General features: G+C 74.2%; 13 protein-coding genes. 3 read left to right on the top strand and 10 right to left on the bottom strand.

Annotated elements, in window-relative coordinates:
- Positions 1-54 precede the first annotated feature (54 nt).
- Positions 55-357 (top strand): metallopeptidase family protein, encoded by a 303-nt coding sequence (locus tag ACFWH7_RS05775; RefSeq protein WP_378215526.1) that lies wholly within the window; start codon positions 55-57, stop codon positions 355-357.
- Between the two features lie 14 nt (positions 358-371).
- On the opposite strand, the gene ACFWH7_RS05770 is transcribed toward ACFWH7_RS05775, so the two are convergent.
- The 3 genes from ACFWH7_RS05770 to ACFWH7_RS05760 form a co-directional block, all read right to left on the bottom strand.
- Positions 372-2138 carry a DUF5719 family protein gene (locus ACFWH7_RS05770; RefSeq protein ID WP_378215512.1) on the bottom strand — a complete coding sequence of 589 codons (1767 nt, stop codon included), beginning with the start codon at positions 2136-2138 and terminating at the stop codon, positions 372-374.
- Between the two features lie 4 nt (positions 2139-2142).
- Entirely contained in the window at positions 2143-5508 is a 3366-nt protein-coding gene (locus ACFWH7_RS05765) for a glycosyltransferase (protein WP_378215511.1), read from the bottom strand.
- A 129-nt stretch (positions 5509-5637) separates the two neighbouring features.
- Positions 5638-5967 carry a WhiB family transcriptional regulator gene (locus ACFWH7_RS05760; RefSeq protein ID WP_082141085.1) on the bottom strand — a complete coding sequence of 110 codons (330 nt, stop codon included), beginning with the start codon at positions 5965-5967 and terminating at the stop codon, positions 5638-5640.
- A gap of 179 nt (positions 5968-6146) precedes the next feature.
- On the opposite strand from ACFWH7_RS05760, the gene ACFWH7_RS05755 reads away from it, so the two are divergent.
- Positions 6147-6944: a TIGR03089 family protein gene (locus ACFWH7_RS05755; protein ID WP_378215510.1), complete on the top strand. Its 798-nt coding sequence runs from the start codon at positions 6147-6149 to the stop codon at positions 6942-6944.
- 78 nt (positions 6945-7022) lie between these two features.
- On the opposite strand, the gene glf is transcribed toward ACFWH7_RS05755, so the two are convergent.
- The 7 genes from glf to ACFWH7_RS05720 all read right to left on the bottom strand — a co-directional run bounded on the left by glf (position 7023) and on the right by ACFWH7_RS05720 (position 15742).
- Positions 7023-8210 carry a UDP-galactopyranose mutase gene (gene glf, locus ACFWH7_RS05750; protein WP_378215509.1) on the bottom strand — a complete coding sequence of 396 codons (1188 nt, stop codon included), beginning with the start codon at positions 8208-8210 and terminating at the stop codon, positions 7023-7025.
- Between the two features lie 71 nt (positions 8211-8281).
- Complete coding sequence (locus ACFWH7_RS05745) at positions 8282-10270, bottom strand: DUF6541 family protein (RefSeq protein WP_378215508.1); 1989 nt, start codon at positions 10268-10270, stop codon at positions 8282-8284.
- A gap of 76 nt (positions 10271-10346) precedes the next feature.
- A complete protein-coding gene (locus tag ACFWH7_RS05740) occupies positions 10347-11786 on the bottom strand; it encodes a hypothetical protein (RefSeq protein ID WP_378215507.1) in 1440 nt (479 codons plus the stop codon).
- Positions 11787-11804: 18 nt separating this feature from the next.
- Positions 11805-13184 carry a lipopolysaccharide biosynthesis protein gene (locus tag ACFWH7_RS05735; RefSeq protein WP_378215506.1) on the bottom strand — a complete coding sequence of 460 codons (1380 nt, stop codon included), beginning with the start codon at positions 13182-13184 and terminating at the stop codon, positions 11805-11807.
- A gap of 49 nt (positions 13185-13233) precedes the next feature.
- Positions 13234-14046, bottom strand: coding sequence for an SDR family oxidoreductase (locus ACFWH7_RS05730; RefSeq protein WP_378215505.1), 813 nt, complete (start codon positions 14044-14046; stop codon positions 13234-13236).
- A complete protein-coding gene (locus ACFWH7_RS05725) occupies positions 14043-14780 on the bottom strand; it encodes an acylneuraminate cytidylyltransferase family protein (protein WP_378215525.1) in 738 nt (245 codons plus the stop codon). The genes ACFWH7_RS05730 and ACFWH7_RS05725 overlap by 4 nt, the downstream gene beginning before the upstream one ends.
- 2 nt (positions 14781-14782) lie before the next feature.
- On the bottom strand, positions 14783-15742 hold the full coding sequence (locus ACFWH7_RS05720; protein WP_378215524.1) for a Gfo/Idh/MocA family protein: 960 nt from the start codon (positions 15740-15742) through the stop codon (positions 14783-14785).
- A gap of 102 nt (positions 15743-15844) precedes the next feature.
- Between ACFWH7_RS05720 and ACFWH7_RS05715 the strand changes: the two genes are divergently transcribed.
- Positions 15845-16444 (top strand): NeuD/PglB/VioB family sugar acetyltransferase, encoded by a 600-nt coding sequence (locus tag ACFWH7_RS05715; protein ID WP_378215504.1) that lies wholly within the window; start codon positions 15845-15847, stop codon positions 16442-16444.
- Positions 16445-16474: the final 30 nt, after the last annotated feature.

Here is a 16474-nt window from a genome sequence, read left to right as displayed (position 1 = left end):
ACGGACCCGGGGTGCGGCTGGGGGGGGTAGAGTTACTCCGCGTCGTTGGCCGACGTGGTGGAGCGGGTCGAGCGCTCGTGGGCCAAGCAGCTGCGCGGGACGGAGTTCGCGGTCGAGGACGTCCCGCCCTCCGACCCGGCACCCTGGGAGGACGGCGGCGTGCCGCTCGGCCGGTGCTTCCCCGCGGAGTCGGGACAGCCCGCCCGCATCGTCGTCTACCGGCGCCCGGTCGAGGCGCGCGCGTTCGACGCCGAGGACCTGGAGGACCTCGTCCGTGACGTGCTCGTCGAGCAGGTCGCGCACCTGCTCGCGCGGACCCCGGAGGAGATCGACCCCCGGTACACCGGCGACCGCTGAGCCGGCGCCGGTCCCTAGTACCCCAGCCCCGCGGTGTCCGACGCGCGGACCGCGACCTCGCCGGGCGCAGGCGCGTCGACGACCGGCAGCAGGACGGAGAGCAGGCTCGGTGTCTCGTCGTCGTCGGCACCGCTCGGCGGACCCGCGCTCGCCGTGACCGACCAGACCGGGTCCAGATCCTCGCGCGCACCGACGACGTCGACCGTCACGGCCGCGACCACCGCCTCCGAGCCCTCGGCCCGCAGCGTGGACGGGTCGAGGGTCTGCGCCGTGCCGGCAGCGAGCGTCACGGTCGTCGTCCCGGCCTCGGCACCGGCCTCGTCGTAGGCGCGGACGCGGAGCTCGAGGCGTCCGGCCGCGTCGTCGCCGTCCTCGGCCGCGTCCGTCGTCGGGACCGCCGCGAGGGTCAGCGCCGACGACGTCCCGGGGACGAGTGCGACCTGACCGGCGCGCGCGCCGTCCTCGTCGACCGGGGCGTCCCCGCCCGCGGGGGCGCTCGTGGCGGGCGCCAGCGCGCGGGCCGCGATCCACGCCCGGTCGTACTGACGCTCCTCGCGCAGCAGGTCGGGGTCGGGCTCGCCCCGCCGGTCGACCGACGCGCCCGCGACGACGGGGACGTCCGCGTGCACGGCCACGGCGTACGACCCTGCGGGGAGACCGCCGAGCGAGACGTCCGTGACGACCCCGGGCGTGAGGGCGACGTCCTCCACGCCGCGCAGCGGCACGGGGCCGTCCGCGCCGAAGACGGTCACGCGCGCCGTCCCGGCCGCGTCGCCCGGGGCGAGGAGGCGCAGCTGGGGGGCGTGCGGGTCGTCGACGGCCTCGCCGACGCTGGCGACGCCGGCGAGTGCCAGGTCCTGCGCCGGCTCCGCGCCCGGCACGACGTAGTCGACACCGAGCGGGACCAGCCCGTCGAGCGTGGAGTGCTGGAGGTATGCGGACACGAGCCCGCCCGTCGCCGAGACGTGCACGACGAGGCGCCGCTGCTCGGGGGCGGCGGCCTCGACGAGCGTCACGACCTCCTCGCCCGGGCCCACGAGCTGCTGCCCGCCCCCCGAGAGCACGGCCGCGCCGCCCTGGCCCCAGACGTCGACCTGCACGACCGCCGGGGTGAGGCCCGGGTTCTGGAGCACGAGCTGGGTGCTGCTGCCGATCTGGGTGCTCCCGCCGACGAGCCACTGGCTGATGCCGGGCCGCGAGCAGCTCGCGGCAGCGAGGCCGCGCAGGTCGCCCGCGCTCGTCACGGACCCGACCGACGCCGCGACCCGCGGCCCCGCACCCTCGCCCGGGCGGACGGTCAGGACCGTGCCCGTGGCCGGGTCCTCGACGGTGCTCACCGTCGCGTCCGCGTCGGGGGCGCGCTCGAGGGTCCGGGGGTCGGCGCGCGCGGCCGTGCCGTCGAACGCGCCGAGCTCGGCCGACCCGTCGCCCTCCACGACGGCGCGCAGACTGCTCTCGGTGCCCACCGGCGCCGGGCCGAACTGCGCGTCGCCGACCGTCTCCGGGTCGGTGAGCCGCGCGGGACCAGGGCAGACCGTGACCTCCGGGCCCGGCTCGACGGCGACCTGCTCGACCGCGTCGACGGGGGAAGGTGCGGCGGGAAAGAGGGTCGCGCCCGTGCTCCCGAACGCCGCCACGGCGCCCACCGCGAGCATCCCGACGAGGCCGGCGCCCGTCGTCGTGACGCGTCGCACGACCCCGCGCCGGCTGCCGCGGGACGTCCCGCCGCCCGCCTGGTCGGGGGCCGCCCGGCCCTGACCGTTCTCGTCCTGCGTCGTCACAGCGCTACCTCGTCCCCGCCCGCCGACGCCGTACCGGCACCGCGAGCAGCACGTACACGAGCAGGGTCACCCCTGCCACCGTCATCCAGCCCGACCGGTGATCCGCCGCGTGGAACACCTCGAGGCGCCCGTCGGCGGCGCCGAGGGCGAACGCCTGGAGCCCACCGGTGGTCGACGGGTCGACGGCCTCCAGAGGGCGGCCGTCAAGCGTCGCCCGCCACCCGGACGAGGCGTCCTCCGCGAGCACGACGACACGGTCCTCGGACCCCGCCGGCACGGCCGTGTCGACCGGTCGCAGCGCCTGACGGTCGGCGTCGATCGGCTGCGTCCCCGCGGCCGACTCGACCCGCGCCCAGGAGGGGTCGACCCCCTCGGGCGCCACGCGCCACAGCAGTCCCGCCTGGCCCTCCGTCATGCGCTCGAGCCCGGGCACCGTGTCGAGGCGCGCCACGAGCTCCGCGCGCGCCTGGTCCTGCTCGGCCGACGCCGGCAGGAGCACCGCGCCCACGCCGACGCGCCCGAGGCCGTCGGCCACGTCTGCGGACGTCCCGGAGACGAGGTCGGCGACGAGCCGGGGCAGCTCTCCCTCCGTGGCGCCGGGGTCCGCGGCCCGCCACGCCTCCACGACGACCGAGGAGTCGACGGCCTGCGGCCCGTCCGAGCGCAGGGCCGCGTACTCGGCCACCCCGCCCGGCCCGGGCTCGAGGCTGAGCACCCGGGCCTGGCGCGGGGAGGTCTGCATCTGTCGGCCGACCGGCGGGACGACGGGCTGGGTCGTCGCGCGGACCGCGCCGACCCGCGCGTCGTCCCGGTCGAGCACGCCCGCCGTCCACGAGGCCGCGGTGCCCAGCGGGAGCAGCGTCACGACGAGCCCGAGCGCGACGACCGCACCCGACCGCCAGGGCGGGGCGCCGCCGTCGGGCAGCCGCGGCACCCCGACGAGCGCGGCGCCGAGGAGCGCGAGCAGCGCGAGCGAGGTGCCCGCCCCGGGCCAGCCCGTCACCGGAGCGTCCGGCGTCGTCCCGGCCGCGACGACGGTCGAGCCGGCGAGGATCGCTGTCGCGAGGCCGATCGCCGCGACGAACCACGCGCCGACGGCGAGGCGACGGCCGCGGAGCACGGCCACGACCGCGAGCGCGACCACCACCGCCCCGGCCGCGAACGGCGCCCACCGCGCGAGCAGGTCGACGGCGCCCGAGCCGTCGAGGCCGAACCATGCGTCCGGCGGCACCGGCAGGCCGAGGAGCTGCTGCCACGGCGGCGCGGCCGTGGCGGCGACGGGCGCGCCGGGGTCGGCGAGCAGGAGGCGCCACCCGCCGTCGCTCGCGGTCCTCGCCACGTGCACGAGGAACGGCGCGAAGAGCACCACGGCGGGGACGGGCACGAGCGCGAGGTACCGGCGGTGCGCGGGCACCCCCACCGCGACCACCACGAGCACGAGGACGCCGACCGGGAGGAGCACGGGCGAGCCGGCGACGACGACGGCGAAGAGCAGGCCGGCGGTCGCGGCCGCGGCGAGCGACCCCGGCTCGCGCCGACGGGCCGGACGCGCGGCGTCGGGCGCGGCCGGCGCGACCGCGTCGACGCGCTGGAGCCCGAGGGCACGGACGACCGCGAGCGCGAGCCAGGGGAGGGTGGCGTGCACGAGCACCGCGCCGACCCGGCCCGCGCCGACAGCGGCGAGCAGCGCCGGTGCGGCCACCCACACGAGCGTGGCCCACGCACGCGCCGGGACCGAGCGGACGAGAGCCCCCGCGACGAACCAGGCGCCCAGCCCGGCCGCGACGAAGCACGCCGGCACCAGCAGGTTCACCGCCGTCTGCGTCGCGCCCCCCGCGAGCAGGGAGGCGGGGACGAGCGCCGTGACGTAGGGGTCGGCCGGTGCCGGTGCACCGAGGCCGGTCGTGACCCATCCGGTCGTGGCGGCGCGCCAGACGTCGCCGAGCGTGCCTGTCGCGGGGAGCAGCGAGCCGCCGACGAGGCGTCCGCCGGCGAGCAGCGCCCCGGCGAGCGGGCCGAACACGACGGCCGTGTACGCCCCGAGAACCACGACGGTCGCGGCGAGCCCCGCCCGCCGCCGCAGGGCGAGGGCGCGCAGCTCGCGCCGCTCGATGTCGGTGGGTGCCCACGCGGTGCGCCGCTGCTCCGCCCGGGCCAGGCGACGGTCACGGCGCTCGGCGAGGACCTCGCGCCACGTGCCGCGCAACGGACGCAGCGCGCGACGCGGGAGCCGTCGGGTGCGGCGGGCGGCGCGCCGCGCGCGCCACACGGGCCCGACCCGGACGAGCGCCCACAGCGGGGCGAGCAGCTCGTCCCGTGCGTGGCCCGGCTGCTTGACGAGCAGCCGGTACGCGGCGTGGAACGGCGCACCCAGCACCATCGCCAGCGCGACGAACGGCAGCCACGGCGCCGCGACCCCGACGAGCCGCGCATGGAGCTGCGAGCGCCGTCGCGTGGCGGAGGAGGAGTCGGGGTCGGGTGCGGGGAGCGTGGTCGCGCCGCGCCGGCGGTCCCGCAGCCCGAGGAGCGACGCCTGCGCGTGCCGCACCACCGCCGACGGCACGACGATCACGCGGTGCCCGGCGAGCCGCGCCCGGCGGCACAGGTCGAGGCCGTCGCCGAACGCCCCGTACTCGGGGTCGGTCCCGCCGAGCTCCTGCCACACCGTGCGACGCACGAGCGCGCCGGCGAGCCCGACGGCGAGCACGTCGTCGCGCGCGTCGTGCTGGCCCTGGTCGATCTCGTCGTCGTCGATCCCCGTCATGCGTCGCCCCAGCGGGGTCGTCGTGACGCCGACCTCCACGAGGCGGCTCGCCGTTCCCGGCTCGAACGGCGCGGCGGGACCGGTCCCGGTGCCCACCGTCCACCGCTCCTGCTTGGGCCCGGCCACCGCGACCGCGGTCGAGTGCTCGACCGCGCGCAGGAGCTCGGCGAGCGCGTCCGGCGCGGGCGCCGAGTCGTCGTGGAGCAGCCAGAGCCACGTGCCCGGCTCGACGTGCGCGAGCGCGGCGTCGACCGCGTCCCCGAACGAGCGGGCCCGCGGGGCCGCGACGAACCGCGCGTCCCCCAGCTGGAGGCCCTGGTGCTCGCGCGTCGCGTCGCCGGTCGTGGCGTCGACGACGACGACCGCGTGCGGGCTCGTCGTCTGGGCGCGCAGCGCGGCCATCGTGTGCGCGAGGAACGGCGTGCTGCCGCGCGTGACGACCACGGCCGTGACGGTCGTGACGACGGGAAGCGCCCCGGTGACGGCGGCGACGATCTCGGGTGCCGCGACGACGCCCGGCACAGCGGCGGCACGCGCCGCCGCCCCCGGCGTGAGGGCGCCGGGGCGTGCACTGCGCGCGGAGGTGGTGAGGTCGGAGGAAGTCATGTCCCGTCGATCATGCGACGGACACGGCTCCGGGCGCGGCATTTGCGCGCCCCGGTGTGGCGGGGTGTCGTGACCCCGTCACTGTGCGGCTCGGCACCCGGACGAGGACCGCCCGCGGTGCGCTCGTCGTCAGACGACGCGGCGCTTGAGCTTGCGGCGCTCGCGCTCCGAGAGACCGCCCCAGATGCCGAACCGCTCGTCGTTCTCCAGCGCGTACTCCAGGCACTCCGCGCGGACCTCGCAGCCCGTGCAGACCTTCTTGGCCTCGCGCGTGGACCCGCCCTTCTCCGGGAAGAAGGCCTCGGGGTCCGTCTGGGCGCACAGCGCCCGCTCCTGCCACCCCATGAGCGAGTCGTCGACCGGCTCACCGAAGAGCGGCAGCACCGGTGCCACGCGCTCCACCTCTCGTTCAGCGTCGGAGGGGAAGACCCCTCCCGTCCCGTCCAGCATGTTCCACATCGTGCGCCCCTTCATGCCGTTCGCCGGGCCTCGTGGCGAGAACCCCGCCGGAAACTGCATTGAAGAAATTACACGCGTGTCGTCCTCAGGCGTCAAGCCGAAATGTGATAGCGAGGAGGAGGCGAGGGGTGAAATTCCGACATGTCGGGAGCCGATACCAGCACTCTAGGGTGGTGTCCATGGTGACCGCTCCCCATCCCGCCGGCCCCCGCGCCGAGCGCCCCGCGCACGTCTCTGACCTGCTACGTCTCGTCACCCGGGACCCGGGCCGGCCGCGGCTCACGTGGTACGGCGACGACGGCGAACGCGTCGAGCTCTCCGGCGCCGTGCTCGAGAACTGGGTCAACAAGACGACCAACCTTCTCGTCGAAGAATTCGATGCCGGCCCCGGCGCACGCGTGGTTCTCGACCTTCCCGTGCATTGGCGCACGGTCGTCTGGGCGCTCGCCGCATGGCGCGTCGGGGCCACGGTCGTGCTCGCGCCCGCTGGAGACGACGGTACGACGGGTACGGGCGCCACGCGACCGGACGTCGTCGTGACGACACGCCCGGGCCTCTGGGCCGGCACCCGCGCCGAGCTCGTGGCCGTCGCGCTGCCCGCGCTGGCACGGCGCTTCGACGGCGACCTCCCGGCCGGCGCCGTCGACGCCGCCTCCGCCGTGATGACGTACGGGGACCAGGTCGGCTGGGCTCCGGAGCCGGACCGCGCGGCGGCCGCGCTCGAGAGCGCCACCGGAACCGTCGTCTCGCACGCCGACCTCGTCCCGGGCTCTCCGTCCCCGGAGGGCGCGACCCCGGGCGCCCGCGTCCTGGCACGGGGCGGCACCACCCTCGAGGAGGCGCTCCGCACGGTGCTCGCCGTCCTGGCCGACGACGGGTCCGTCGTGCAGCTCTCCCCCAGCCGCGCTCGGGCGCTGGCCGAGGACGAGGCCGTGCTGGCGCGGCTGGTCGCCACCGAGCGGATCACGGTCTCCTGACGCCGGTGGCGCGCACCCTCCGGGTGCGCGCCACCAGACGCGGGCGTCGCGCGACGACCGCGCGGGCGACGTGGGAGGTCAGGCGTCGACGCCGCCGCTCTCGATCGAGGTGCCCCGACCGAAGTGCGGGGCGAGCTTGTTGTCGACCATCGAGAGGGCCGCACCGATCGCCATGTGCATGTCGAGGTACTTGTACGTGCCCAGACGCCCTCCGAAGAGCACGTCCTGCTCCGCCGCGGCGAGGTCGCGGTACTTGAGCAGGCGCTCACGGTCCGCCGCCGTGTTCACCGGGTAGTACGGCTCGTCGGCGCGCTCGGCGAACCGCGAGAACTCCCGCATGACGACGGTCTTGTCCGTCGGGTAGTCGCGCTCGGGGTGGAAGTGCCGGAACTCGTGGATGCGCGTGTACGGCACGTCCGCGTCGGCATAGTTCATCACGGAGGTCCCCTGGAAGTCGCCGACCGGGAGCACCTCCTCCTCGAAGTCGAGGGTGCGCCACGACAGGTCGCCCTCGGCGTAGTCGAAGTAGCGGTCGACCGGTCCCGTGTAGACGACGGGGACGTTCCCCACGACGTTGCCCTTGCTCACCGGCTGCGACTCGTCGAAGAAGTCGACCCCGAGGCGGACCTCGATGTTCGGGTGGTCCGCCATCCGCTCGAGCCACGCGGTGTACCCGTCGACCGGCAGGCCCTCGTGCGCGTCGTTGAAGTACCGGTTGTCGTACGTGTAGCGCACGGGCAGGCGGGAGATGATCGACGCCGGCAGCTCACGCGGGTCGGTCTGCCACTGCTTCGCGGTGTACTCGCGGATGAACGCCTCGTACAGCGGACGCCCGATGAGGGAGACGCCCTGCTCGTCGAGGTTCTCCGGCTTCTTGCCCCCCAGCTCGGCGGAGAGCTCCTTGACGAGCTCGCGCGCGGCGTCGGGGCCGTGCGCCGACCGGAAGAACTGGTTGATCGTCCCGAGGTTGATCGGCATCGGGAAGACCTCGCCCCGGTGCGTCGTGTACACCCGGTGGACGTAGCTCGTGAACGCCGTGAACCGGTTGACGTACTCCCACACGCGCTCGTTCGACGTGTGGAAGAGGTGCGCCCCGTAGCGGTGCACCTCGATCCCCGTCGTCTTCTCGGCCTCGCTGAACGCGTTGCCGCCGATGTGCGGCCGACGGTCGATCACAAGGACCTTCCGGCCGTACTCCTCGGCGATCCGCTCAGCGACGGTCAGGCCGAAGAAGCCCGACCCCACGACGACAAGATCCGCGTCCACGCACACTCCTAGTCTCGGCACGACAGCCGGGCCAGCCTATCCGGTGCGTCGCCCGTCGACCGACGCCGCCGTCACCCGTCGCAGGCGGTGATCCGCCACAGACGGACGTCGCCCTCCCGCGCGACGACCTCCCCGACCCTGCGCACCTCGCGAGCGTCGAGCCCCTCGAACCCCTCGGGGTGGCGGCCCCACAGCATGCTGTCCGAGGTCAGGACGTACTCCACCCCTGTCCGCTCGAGCGCCTCGCACACCGCCTGGTCGGTCCCGGCGTCCCCGAGCCTCTGGGCGATCAGGTCCTGGTCCTCTGTCGTAAGACTCTTGCTGTGGGGGAACAGCGACTCGCGATCCGCGAGCGCCCAGGTCATGCTCGCACCGTTCCACGGGTTGCCCGCGATCACGACACCTTCTGGGACGATCTGCTCGATCTCGTCCATCATCGCGACCTCGTCCTCGTCCACGAACGCGTTGTCCCGACCGGCCTCCGGTGTCGAGTAGGCGTCGCGGACGTAACGGATCGACCCGGTGTACGGGTCCGTCCGAGGCAGGACGACGAGCACGAGGAGAGCCGCGACGACGGCGAGCACCGGGAACGACGTCGCCCGCAACCAGCGCGGGTCCGAGCGATAGTCACGGGCGAGTCGCGCGAGCCCGTCGACCACGGCCGTCAGGCCGATGGTAGCGAGAGGGACGCCCAGGAGCGGGAGGAGCGCGGCGAGGCGCTGGACGTCCCCGTACCAGTAGCCCGTCAGCAGCTCGCGGGTCGACTCTCCCGAGCTCGCCGCAACGATGAAGAGCATCGCCAGGAGCGCGTAGGAGAACGGAAGCCAGCGCCACCGGCTGACGACGAGCGCCACGACGGCACCGACGAGGAGCAGGCCAGCGACGAACAGGTTCGCCTGCCCGTCCGGGTGCATCGCGGCCAGGCCGACGGCGTCGTTGATCGCGTCCGTCCTGGACAGCCGCGCCGGCCACGAGACCTGGGTCCGGAACTCGGCGACCATGGGGACGAGCCCGACCACCCAGTAGGCGGCGGCGCAGCCGACGGCGAGCACGACCGGGGCGGCGATCGCTGTCGCGCGGCGACCTCCCACCCATGCGCGCCGGCTCACGTGCGCGACGAAGTGGACGAGCAGGGGCAGCACGACGTAGCCCACCGTGAACAGGGCGTTCGGATGGGCCAGGATCATCACCACGAGACCCGCGCCCGTCAGCGCGAGCGGGGCGACCCGACGACGTCCGCGACCGTGCCAGAGGGTCAGCCACGCGAGCGCGATCACCGTGGGCAGGAGCGCGTACGCGAGCAGGTTCGGGTAGAGGATCCCGAAGGCCGTGAACTGGTTGGGGAACTGCGTCATGGAGAACGCCATGACCGCGGTGAGGCCGAGCAGGACCGGCCGTGGCCCGAACAGCACGCGGGCCAGCACGAGGGCCGAGGCGGGCCACACGAGGCACGCGATGACGAGGGTGGTCCAGTTGGCTCCCGCGACGACGTCGGTGCTGCCTGTCAACTCCAGCACGAGAGTGACGAACCCGTGCCACAGGCCCGGGTAGAAGGACGACGCGAGCTCCGGGGTCGTCAGCGTCATCTTGAGCGAGGACGCGTCCCCGGTCTCGAGCATGAGTCGCAGCGAGTTCAGGTGGTACGGAGTGTCGTAGGTCTGCGGAAACTGGTCGGGTCCGCCGAAGGCGCCCATCAGGCGCCGCGCCTGCAACGCGGCGGCGACGAGCACCGCGACGGTCACGGTGACGAAGACCTGCTTACGTGCACGCAGCCCTCGCGCGACGAACGGCGATCGCCATCCTCCGGAGACGAGCCTCGCCAGCCAGGCGACGCCTGCGAACACGACCGTGCCGGCTGCGACCACGAGCAGCGACCACCGCACGCCGAGCAGCCCGCCGCCGATCGCGGAGATTCCGACGACGAGCGAGGAGAGCAGCGGCGCGCTCCCCCATGCAACGAGGCCGCGGAGTCCCCCGAGGTACCCGACCGCCAGCCCTGGGACCCAGAGCAGCAGCACGGCGACCACGCCGAGATGAGCGGTCGACAGCCACTCGAGCACAATGCCTCCAGTCGTTCCTCGGTCACGGCGCCGCGCGCCGCCCGCCACCCGGCCCGGTGGACCGGGGTCGTTCCGGTCAGGCCGTCGCGTCCGCCGAGCCGGCAGGTCGCGAGCTCCTGTCCTCGACGACGCTCGCCGCCTCCGCGTACGCCTCGCCGAAACCGCGGAGATTCTCCGGGCTCATCACGGCGGGGAAGCGAGGCGGGTCGAGCGCCACGCCAGGGTAGCTGTTCGCCAAGTGAACGTCGTGCCACCACGTCCGCAGGGCTGCACGATCGGGCGCGAGCGTCTCCCAGCCGCGACCGGCGACGAACTCCGCCATCGCATCACCGTCTCGGACGAGAGCCACGTTGGGCAGGACCGTCCACGGCATGGCAGCGCCCATCACCACGCGCTGGCCCCGGACCGCGCCCTCGAGCCCCGCGGTGCCGGTCGGCGTGAAGGTGAACTCCGCCCCCACGGCGAGCTCGGTGGTGTTCGACGTCGGGTCGACGGCCGCGATGTTCCTGTGCGCGTCCAGCTGCTCCCAGAAGGACGGGTCTCGCCGCCAGATGAAGTTCTGGTGCTCCTTCACGACGAGCTGGATGCCGTGCGGCTCGAGCGCGTCGGCGAGGCGGACGGCTGCGTGGACCTGGTCCCGCCACTCGGGCGCGATGACGTCCACCGAAGACTCCGGCTGGACGTGGAACGGGAAGAGGACGTAGCGACCGGTCGGCGCGGCATCCCACTCGCGCGTGCGGTAGTGACGCAGGTTCATGCGCCCGCGCACCACGTTGAGCCAGGGGAGGTGGACGTAGTCCCGCACCTGCGGGAGCTGGAGGTTCTTCCCGTGCTCGAGGCGGAACTCGTTGACACGGTCCTTCGCCAGCCGGAAGATCTCGGAGGCTCCTTCGGCCTGCGAGTTCGCGACGAAGTAGTTGGGCCGCTTTCGCCCCTCGACCACGTCGGCGAGCAGCGAGTCGGACTCCTCCTGCGCGATGTCGACCGGGTGCTTGCGCGGGACGGGGGTGATGCCGCGCGGGGTCGAGAGGAGTGCGAAACGGTCGCTCGGGTGCCGCAGCGTGCGAGGCCAGAACTGGAGGCCCCCGGCCGCCGCGACGAGCCCGGAGAGGACGATCTCGCTGGTCACGGTGAACTCGGCGATCGCGATCGTCGGTCCGTCGACGACGCCCTCGAGCGTCTCCGCCGCGAGGTTCGCGAACGAGATGCCGACGTCGGCCGGGCGACGACGGAGCGCACGTTCGCTGAGCACGACGTCCCACGGGTCGAGGCCGGCGCCCTCGGCGGCGCGGGCCAGCGCCGGCCGGACCGTCGTCCCGACGACCGGGTTCGTCTTCAGCGCCTCCTCGTACGGGAGGTATACGACCTCGGCGTCCGGGGCGTTGCGCTGGGCCCAACCGGTGTTGGCGCGGGTCCGCGCGACCAGCACGAGGTCCTTCGTGGCGAAGCCCGCGTCGACGAGCGCACGCAGGTGGAAGTCGTCCCACCCGAGGCCCATGTGCAGGATCGGTCTCATGTGTGCTGAAGCCTCCATCTACTCGTTGCTCGCCGCGCTCGCGGACGAGCGGGCACGCTGCACCCAGGCGGCCACGGCCAGCAGGGGCAGGCTGATGAGTGCGACGACGATGACGACCGTACCGGGAGCCGCGAGCGCGGCGGAGACGACGATGATCGGAACTCCGCCGGCCACCCAGGCGGGCCAGCCCACGAAACGGAGGGGCACGTCCGACGACGCGGCCCGCCAGGTCGCTACGAAGAGCAGACTGTACGCGACCAGCTTGGCCACCGCGAGCGCCTCCAGGCCGCTCCCGGCGACGGCGAGCCCGCCGCCGAGCACGAACACCACGGCGATCACGGACGCCACCCCCGCGAGGCGTCCGGTCCGCCCGTGCTCGATGAGCGCGAGGCTGCACGCCAGGTAGAGGACGTACGGCACCGCGGTCCACGCCAGGATGCTGACCAGCGTGACGATGGTGGTGCGGTCGAACTCCGGACCCGTCAGGATCGCCACCGCCCACGGCGCGACGACGGTCACGAACGCGCCGACCCCGGCGAGGAGCAGCCCGAAGAGGACCGCCGATCGACCCGTCCACTGCCACCGGGTCCGCGGGTCCCGGCGGTAGACCGCGGGTCCCCATGCGTTGTAGATCGCTGTCGCCGCGACGAACGCGACGTTCCCGAGGAGCAGGGCCGGCTGATACGTCGCCACCGCCGTCGGCCCTCGGAACACGCCGGCGATGATGGTGTCCCCGCTGAGCAGGACGAGCATCGCCACGCCGTGCGGGAGCATGGTGAGCGCCGTGCGCGTGGCCGTCCGGGTGCGCGGCAGGTCGTGCCACGGCCAGACGGGTCGGGTGACCACGACGGCGACCACGGCGAGCCCGAGCAACGCCGCCATGAAGCCGAGGAGATAGGCCTCGGCCGTGCGGCTGAACGACGACAGGCCGATGCCGACGAGCTGCGCGCCGAGGGTGGAGGCGATCGCCATCGTGGCGAACGCGAGCGGCCGCTCGGTGGCGCGGAAGACGGACTGGCAGGCGATGACGCAGGTGAGGCCCGCGGAGCCCACGGTCACGACGAGCACCGTGAGCGCGGCCGCGCTCGACCCGGCCAGCAGGAGGAGCAGTGCCGCGACGGCCCCGAGGGTGGCGGCCCCCATCGCCCCGACGATCATGATCCCGACGAACACGCGCGCGTCGCGGACCCCGTCCTCACCCCGCTGGTGGTCCCGGAGGATGAGCTGGGGAAAGCCGGCGGCGAGGACCGTCGCCACGGTCTGCGTGAGGACGATCGCCAGGGCGACCTTTCCGTACTCCGCCTCGCCCAGCAGACGCGTGGCGAAGGGGGTCACGGCGAGCACGGCGAGGCCCTGGACCGCAGCACCGATCAGGTAGAGCAGGCCGTTACGAGTCATTCGATTTCACCTGGGTGTCCGTGAGGGCGACGGGCGAGGACGGGTGCTGCTACCAGGCTGTCCAGCCGCCGTCGACCGCGACGGTCTGACCGGTCACGTACGAGGCCGCGTCGCTCGCGAGCCACGCGACCGCCCCGCGCATGTCGTCCTCGGTCGCCATCCGAGCCAGGGGCGTCAGCCCGGAGTACCGCTCGACGAACCGCTCGTCCTGGCCCCGGGCGATCCCGCCCGGGGCGACGGCGTTCACGCGGACCCGCGGCGCGAGCACGGTCGACAGGTACCGCGTCAGCTGGCCAACGCCACCTTTCGTCGCGCCGTACGCGGCGGGGTTGCCCATGGTGGTGCCGTCGTAGAGACGCATGTTCGGCCCGACCAGGCCGTAGATCGAGGAGATGTTGACGACCGATCCCCGGCCGGAGGCGGCGAGGAGCTCGGCCGCTCGCTGGGTGAGAGCGAACGGCACGAGGAGGTTGAGCCGTGTCGCGGCCAGGAACGCCTCGGAGGTCTGCTCGGCGAACGGGACGGCGTACCCTGGCACGCCGCTGGTGCCGGTGAACGCCGCGTTGTTCACGAGCACGTCGAGGTGCCCGTAGGTGCCCTCGACGGCGGTGAGGACCGTGTCGGCCGCGTCGTCGGCCATGAGGTCGACGACGAGAGCGGAGTGGTCCCCGTCGGCGACGTCCCGGAGCGCTTCGAGCGCGCGGGCGCACGCGGCCTCGTCACGGTCGACCAGGCAGACGTGCGCGCCGGAGTCGGCGAGCGTGCGCGCGAGGACCGAGCCGAGCGGGCCGGCGCCGCCGGTCACCAGGGCCACCCGGTCGCGCAGCGAGAAGAGCTCGCTCGTCGGGCGGTACCCGCTCATGCCGCGTCACCCGCCTCCGGGAGCCGCAGCACGCCGGCCGACGCCAGAGCCTCGACGAGCCGGAACTCCTCCTCGTCGTCGATCGAGAACGCCTCGTTCTCGGGGATCTCGAACGCGGCGAAGGTCCCCTCGTCGAGCCAGCTCGAGGAGAGCGCCCGGACGTAGTCCGCCCGCCACAGGTAGAAGGAGCCGTTGATGCGCAGGTAGGTCCGGCGTGTGTCCTGCCGCCGGGTGATCCCCGCGGCCTCGGGAAAGTACCGGTGCAGCACCCCGTCCGCGCCCGTCTCGACTCCCACCCACAGGGGGTCGAAGCGAGGGGCCGAGACGCTCACGACGCCGTCGATCTCCGGGCGCGCGCCGAGCATCCCCACGGCCTGCTCGATCTTGGCGGGGTCGCGCCCCGGGCTCGTGGGGTCGAGGAGGAGGACGGCGTCGTAGGGTTCGCCCTCCTCCGCCTCGACGGCCTCGAGCGCGTGCCGGATCACGGGCGCCATCGGGGTGTCGTCGCGCGCCAGCTCGTCCGGGCGCAGGAACGGGACGTCGGCCCCGTACTCCTTCGCGACGCCGGCGATCCCCGGGTCGTCGGTGGTGACGATCGCCCGGGCCACCGACCGCAGCTCTCGCGCGCACCGCACGGTGTGCCCGATCAGCGGGACGCCCGCGAGCGGCCGGACGTTCTTGCCCGGAAGGCCCTTGGACCCTCCCCTCGCAGGGATGACGGCAAGGACTCTCATGCTCACGCGAACTCCGTACGTCGTTGGCTTGTCGCTTCCCGGACCCGCTCCCCGATCCGCACCGCGAGCAGCGCGGTCTCCAGATCGAGCAGGTCGTCGTCCTGCCCCGCACCGAGCGCGAGCAGGGCCTGGGTCTGACGGGAGAGGATCACGTCGCGATCGTGGTCCTGAGGGTACTCGGTCGACGCGACGGACCCGTCGGCGCCGACGGTCTCGACGCGGGCGCCGAGGACGTCCCAGAGCACCGACCCGTGCGGCGACGTCACGAGCATCGAGCGGCGCGCCGGGCGTGTGACGTAGTCGATGCGGATCGAGACGTCGGCGCCGTCCGCGGTGCGCCACGCGAGGTCCGCCGACTCGTCGACCGGGAGGCCGAGCACCGGCGACGGGACGGCTGACGAGTGCCCCTCGAGAGCGACCGGGTGGCCGAAGGTCCACAGCGTGTAGTCGATCTCGTGGACGAGGTCGCGCAGGACGCCGCCCTCCCCCGGACGTGCCGAGTACGAGTCGCGGTAGTCCCGCTCGGGTCGCCAGTCCGGCAACCAGCTCTGTGCGACGACCCGGGCCGCGACCGGACCCCCGGGCAGCGCCGCCACCGCCGCGCGGGCCTCGCGCAGGCCCTCGTGGAAGCGCAGGGGGGCGCTGACGCGAACACGGTCCCGCCGCGGATGGGCGAGCAGCGGCGCGGCGTCCACGGCGTCGGCACAGAGCGGCTTCTCGACGAGGACGACGCCCGCGCCGGCGTCGAGCGCCTCGATCGCGTCGTCGACGTGGCGCGCGGTGTCCGTCGCCACCACGACGACGTCCGCGTCCTGCGGGAGCGCGGCGGCGACGCGCGCGTCGCCGAGCTCCGGCGAGCTCACGCGCCCGAGCCGGACCGGGACCGCCACGAGGTCCTGGACTCCGAGAGCTCTCAAGACGCGAAGGTGCCGGGCACCGATGGAGCCCGTGCCCCGGACCACAGCCCTGCCGATCACGACCGTCCTCTCCCGCGCCGCCGACGATCCGTGCGGACCGCGGCTCTAGTATGGCGGCATGCACGCCACGTACCGACAGGCGACATCGTGACTGCCCTGATCCTCCTCGGTGGCGGCGGGCACGCGCGCAGCGTCGCGGACGTCGCGAGTCGCCTCGGACGAGACGTGCGGGCGGTCGTCGCCCCTGGTGGCGCTCCTGGCTGGACGGTGCCGGTGGTCGACACGCTCGACGAGGTCGAGACCGCGGACGCCGAGCTCCTCGTGTGCATCGGAGACAGCGCCGTCCGGTCCCGCGTCACGGCCGAGGTCGAGGGGCTCGGGCTTCGGCTCGGCACGCTCGTCGCCCGGACGGCGACCGCCGGGTCACCGGTGGCCGCCGGCACCCAGGTCCTCGAGCACGCGCACGTCGGACCGGGGGCGAGCGTCGGCCGCGGCGTCATCGTCAACACCCGCGCGACCGTCGAGCACGACTGCGCGGTCGGTGACTTCGCACACGTCGCGCCGGGTGCGACGCTCCTCGGCTCTGTGAGCATCGGTGCATGTACGCTTGTGGGCGCCGGCGCGACCGTGCTGCCTGGCGTGCAGGTCGGTGCCGATGCGGTGATCGCCGCGGGTGCCGTCGTCGTGAGAGACGTGGCACCCGGACGGCTCGTCCGCGGCGTCCCGGCACGAGCGCTCGACCGCTGACTCCCCCCTCGAGAGGCTGCCTTGGAACAC

Source organism: Cellulosimicrobium cellulans (assembly GCF_042723955.1).
GTDB lineage: Bacteria > Actinomycetota > Actinomycetes > Actinomycetales > Cellulomonadaceae > Cellulosimicrobium > Cellulosimicrobium cellulans_H.
This window is presented reverse-complemented; position numbering and strand designations above follow the sequence as displayed.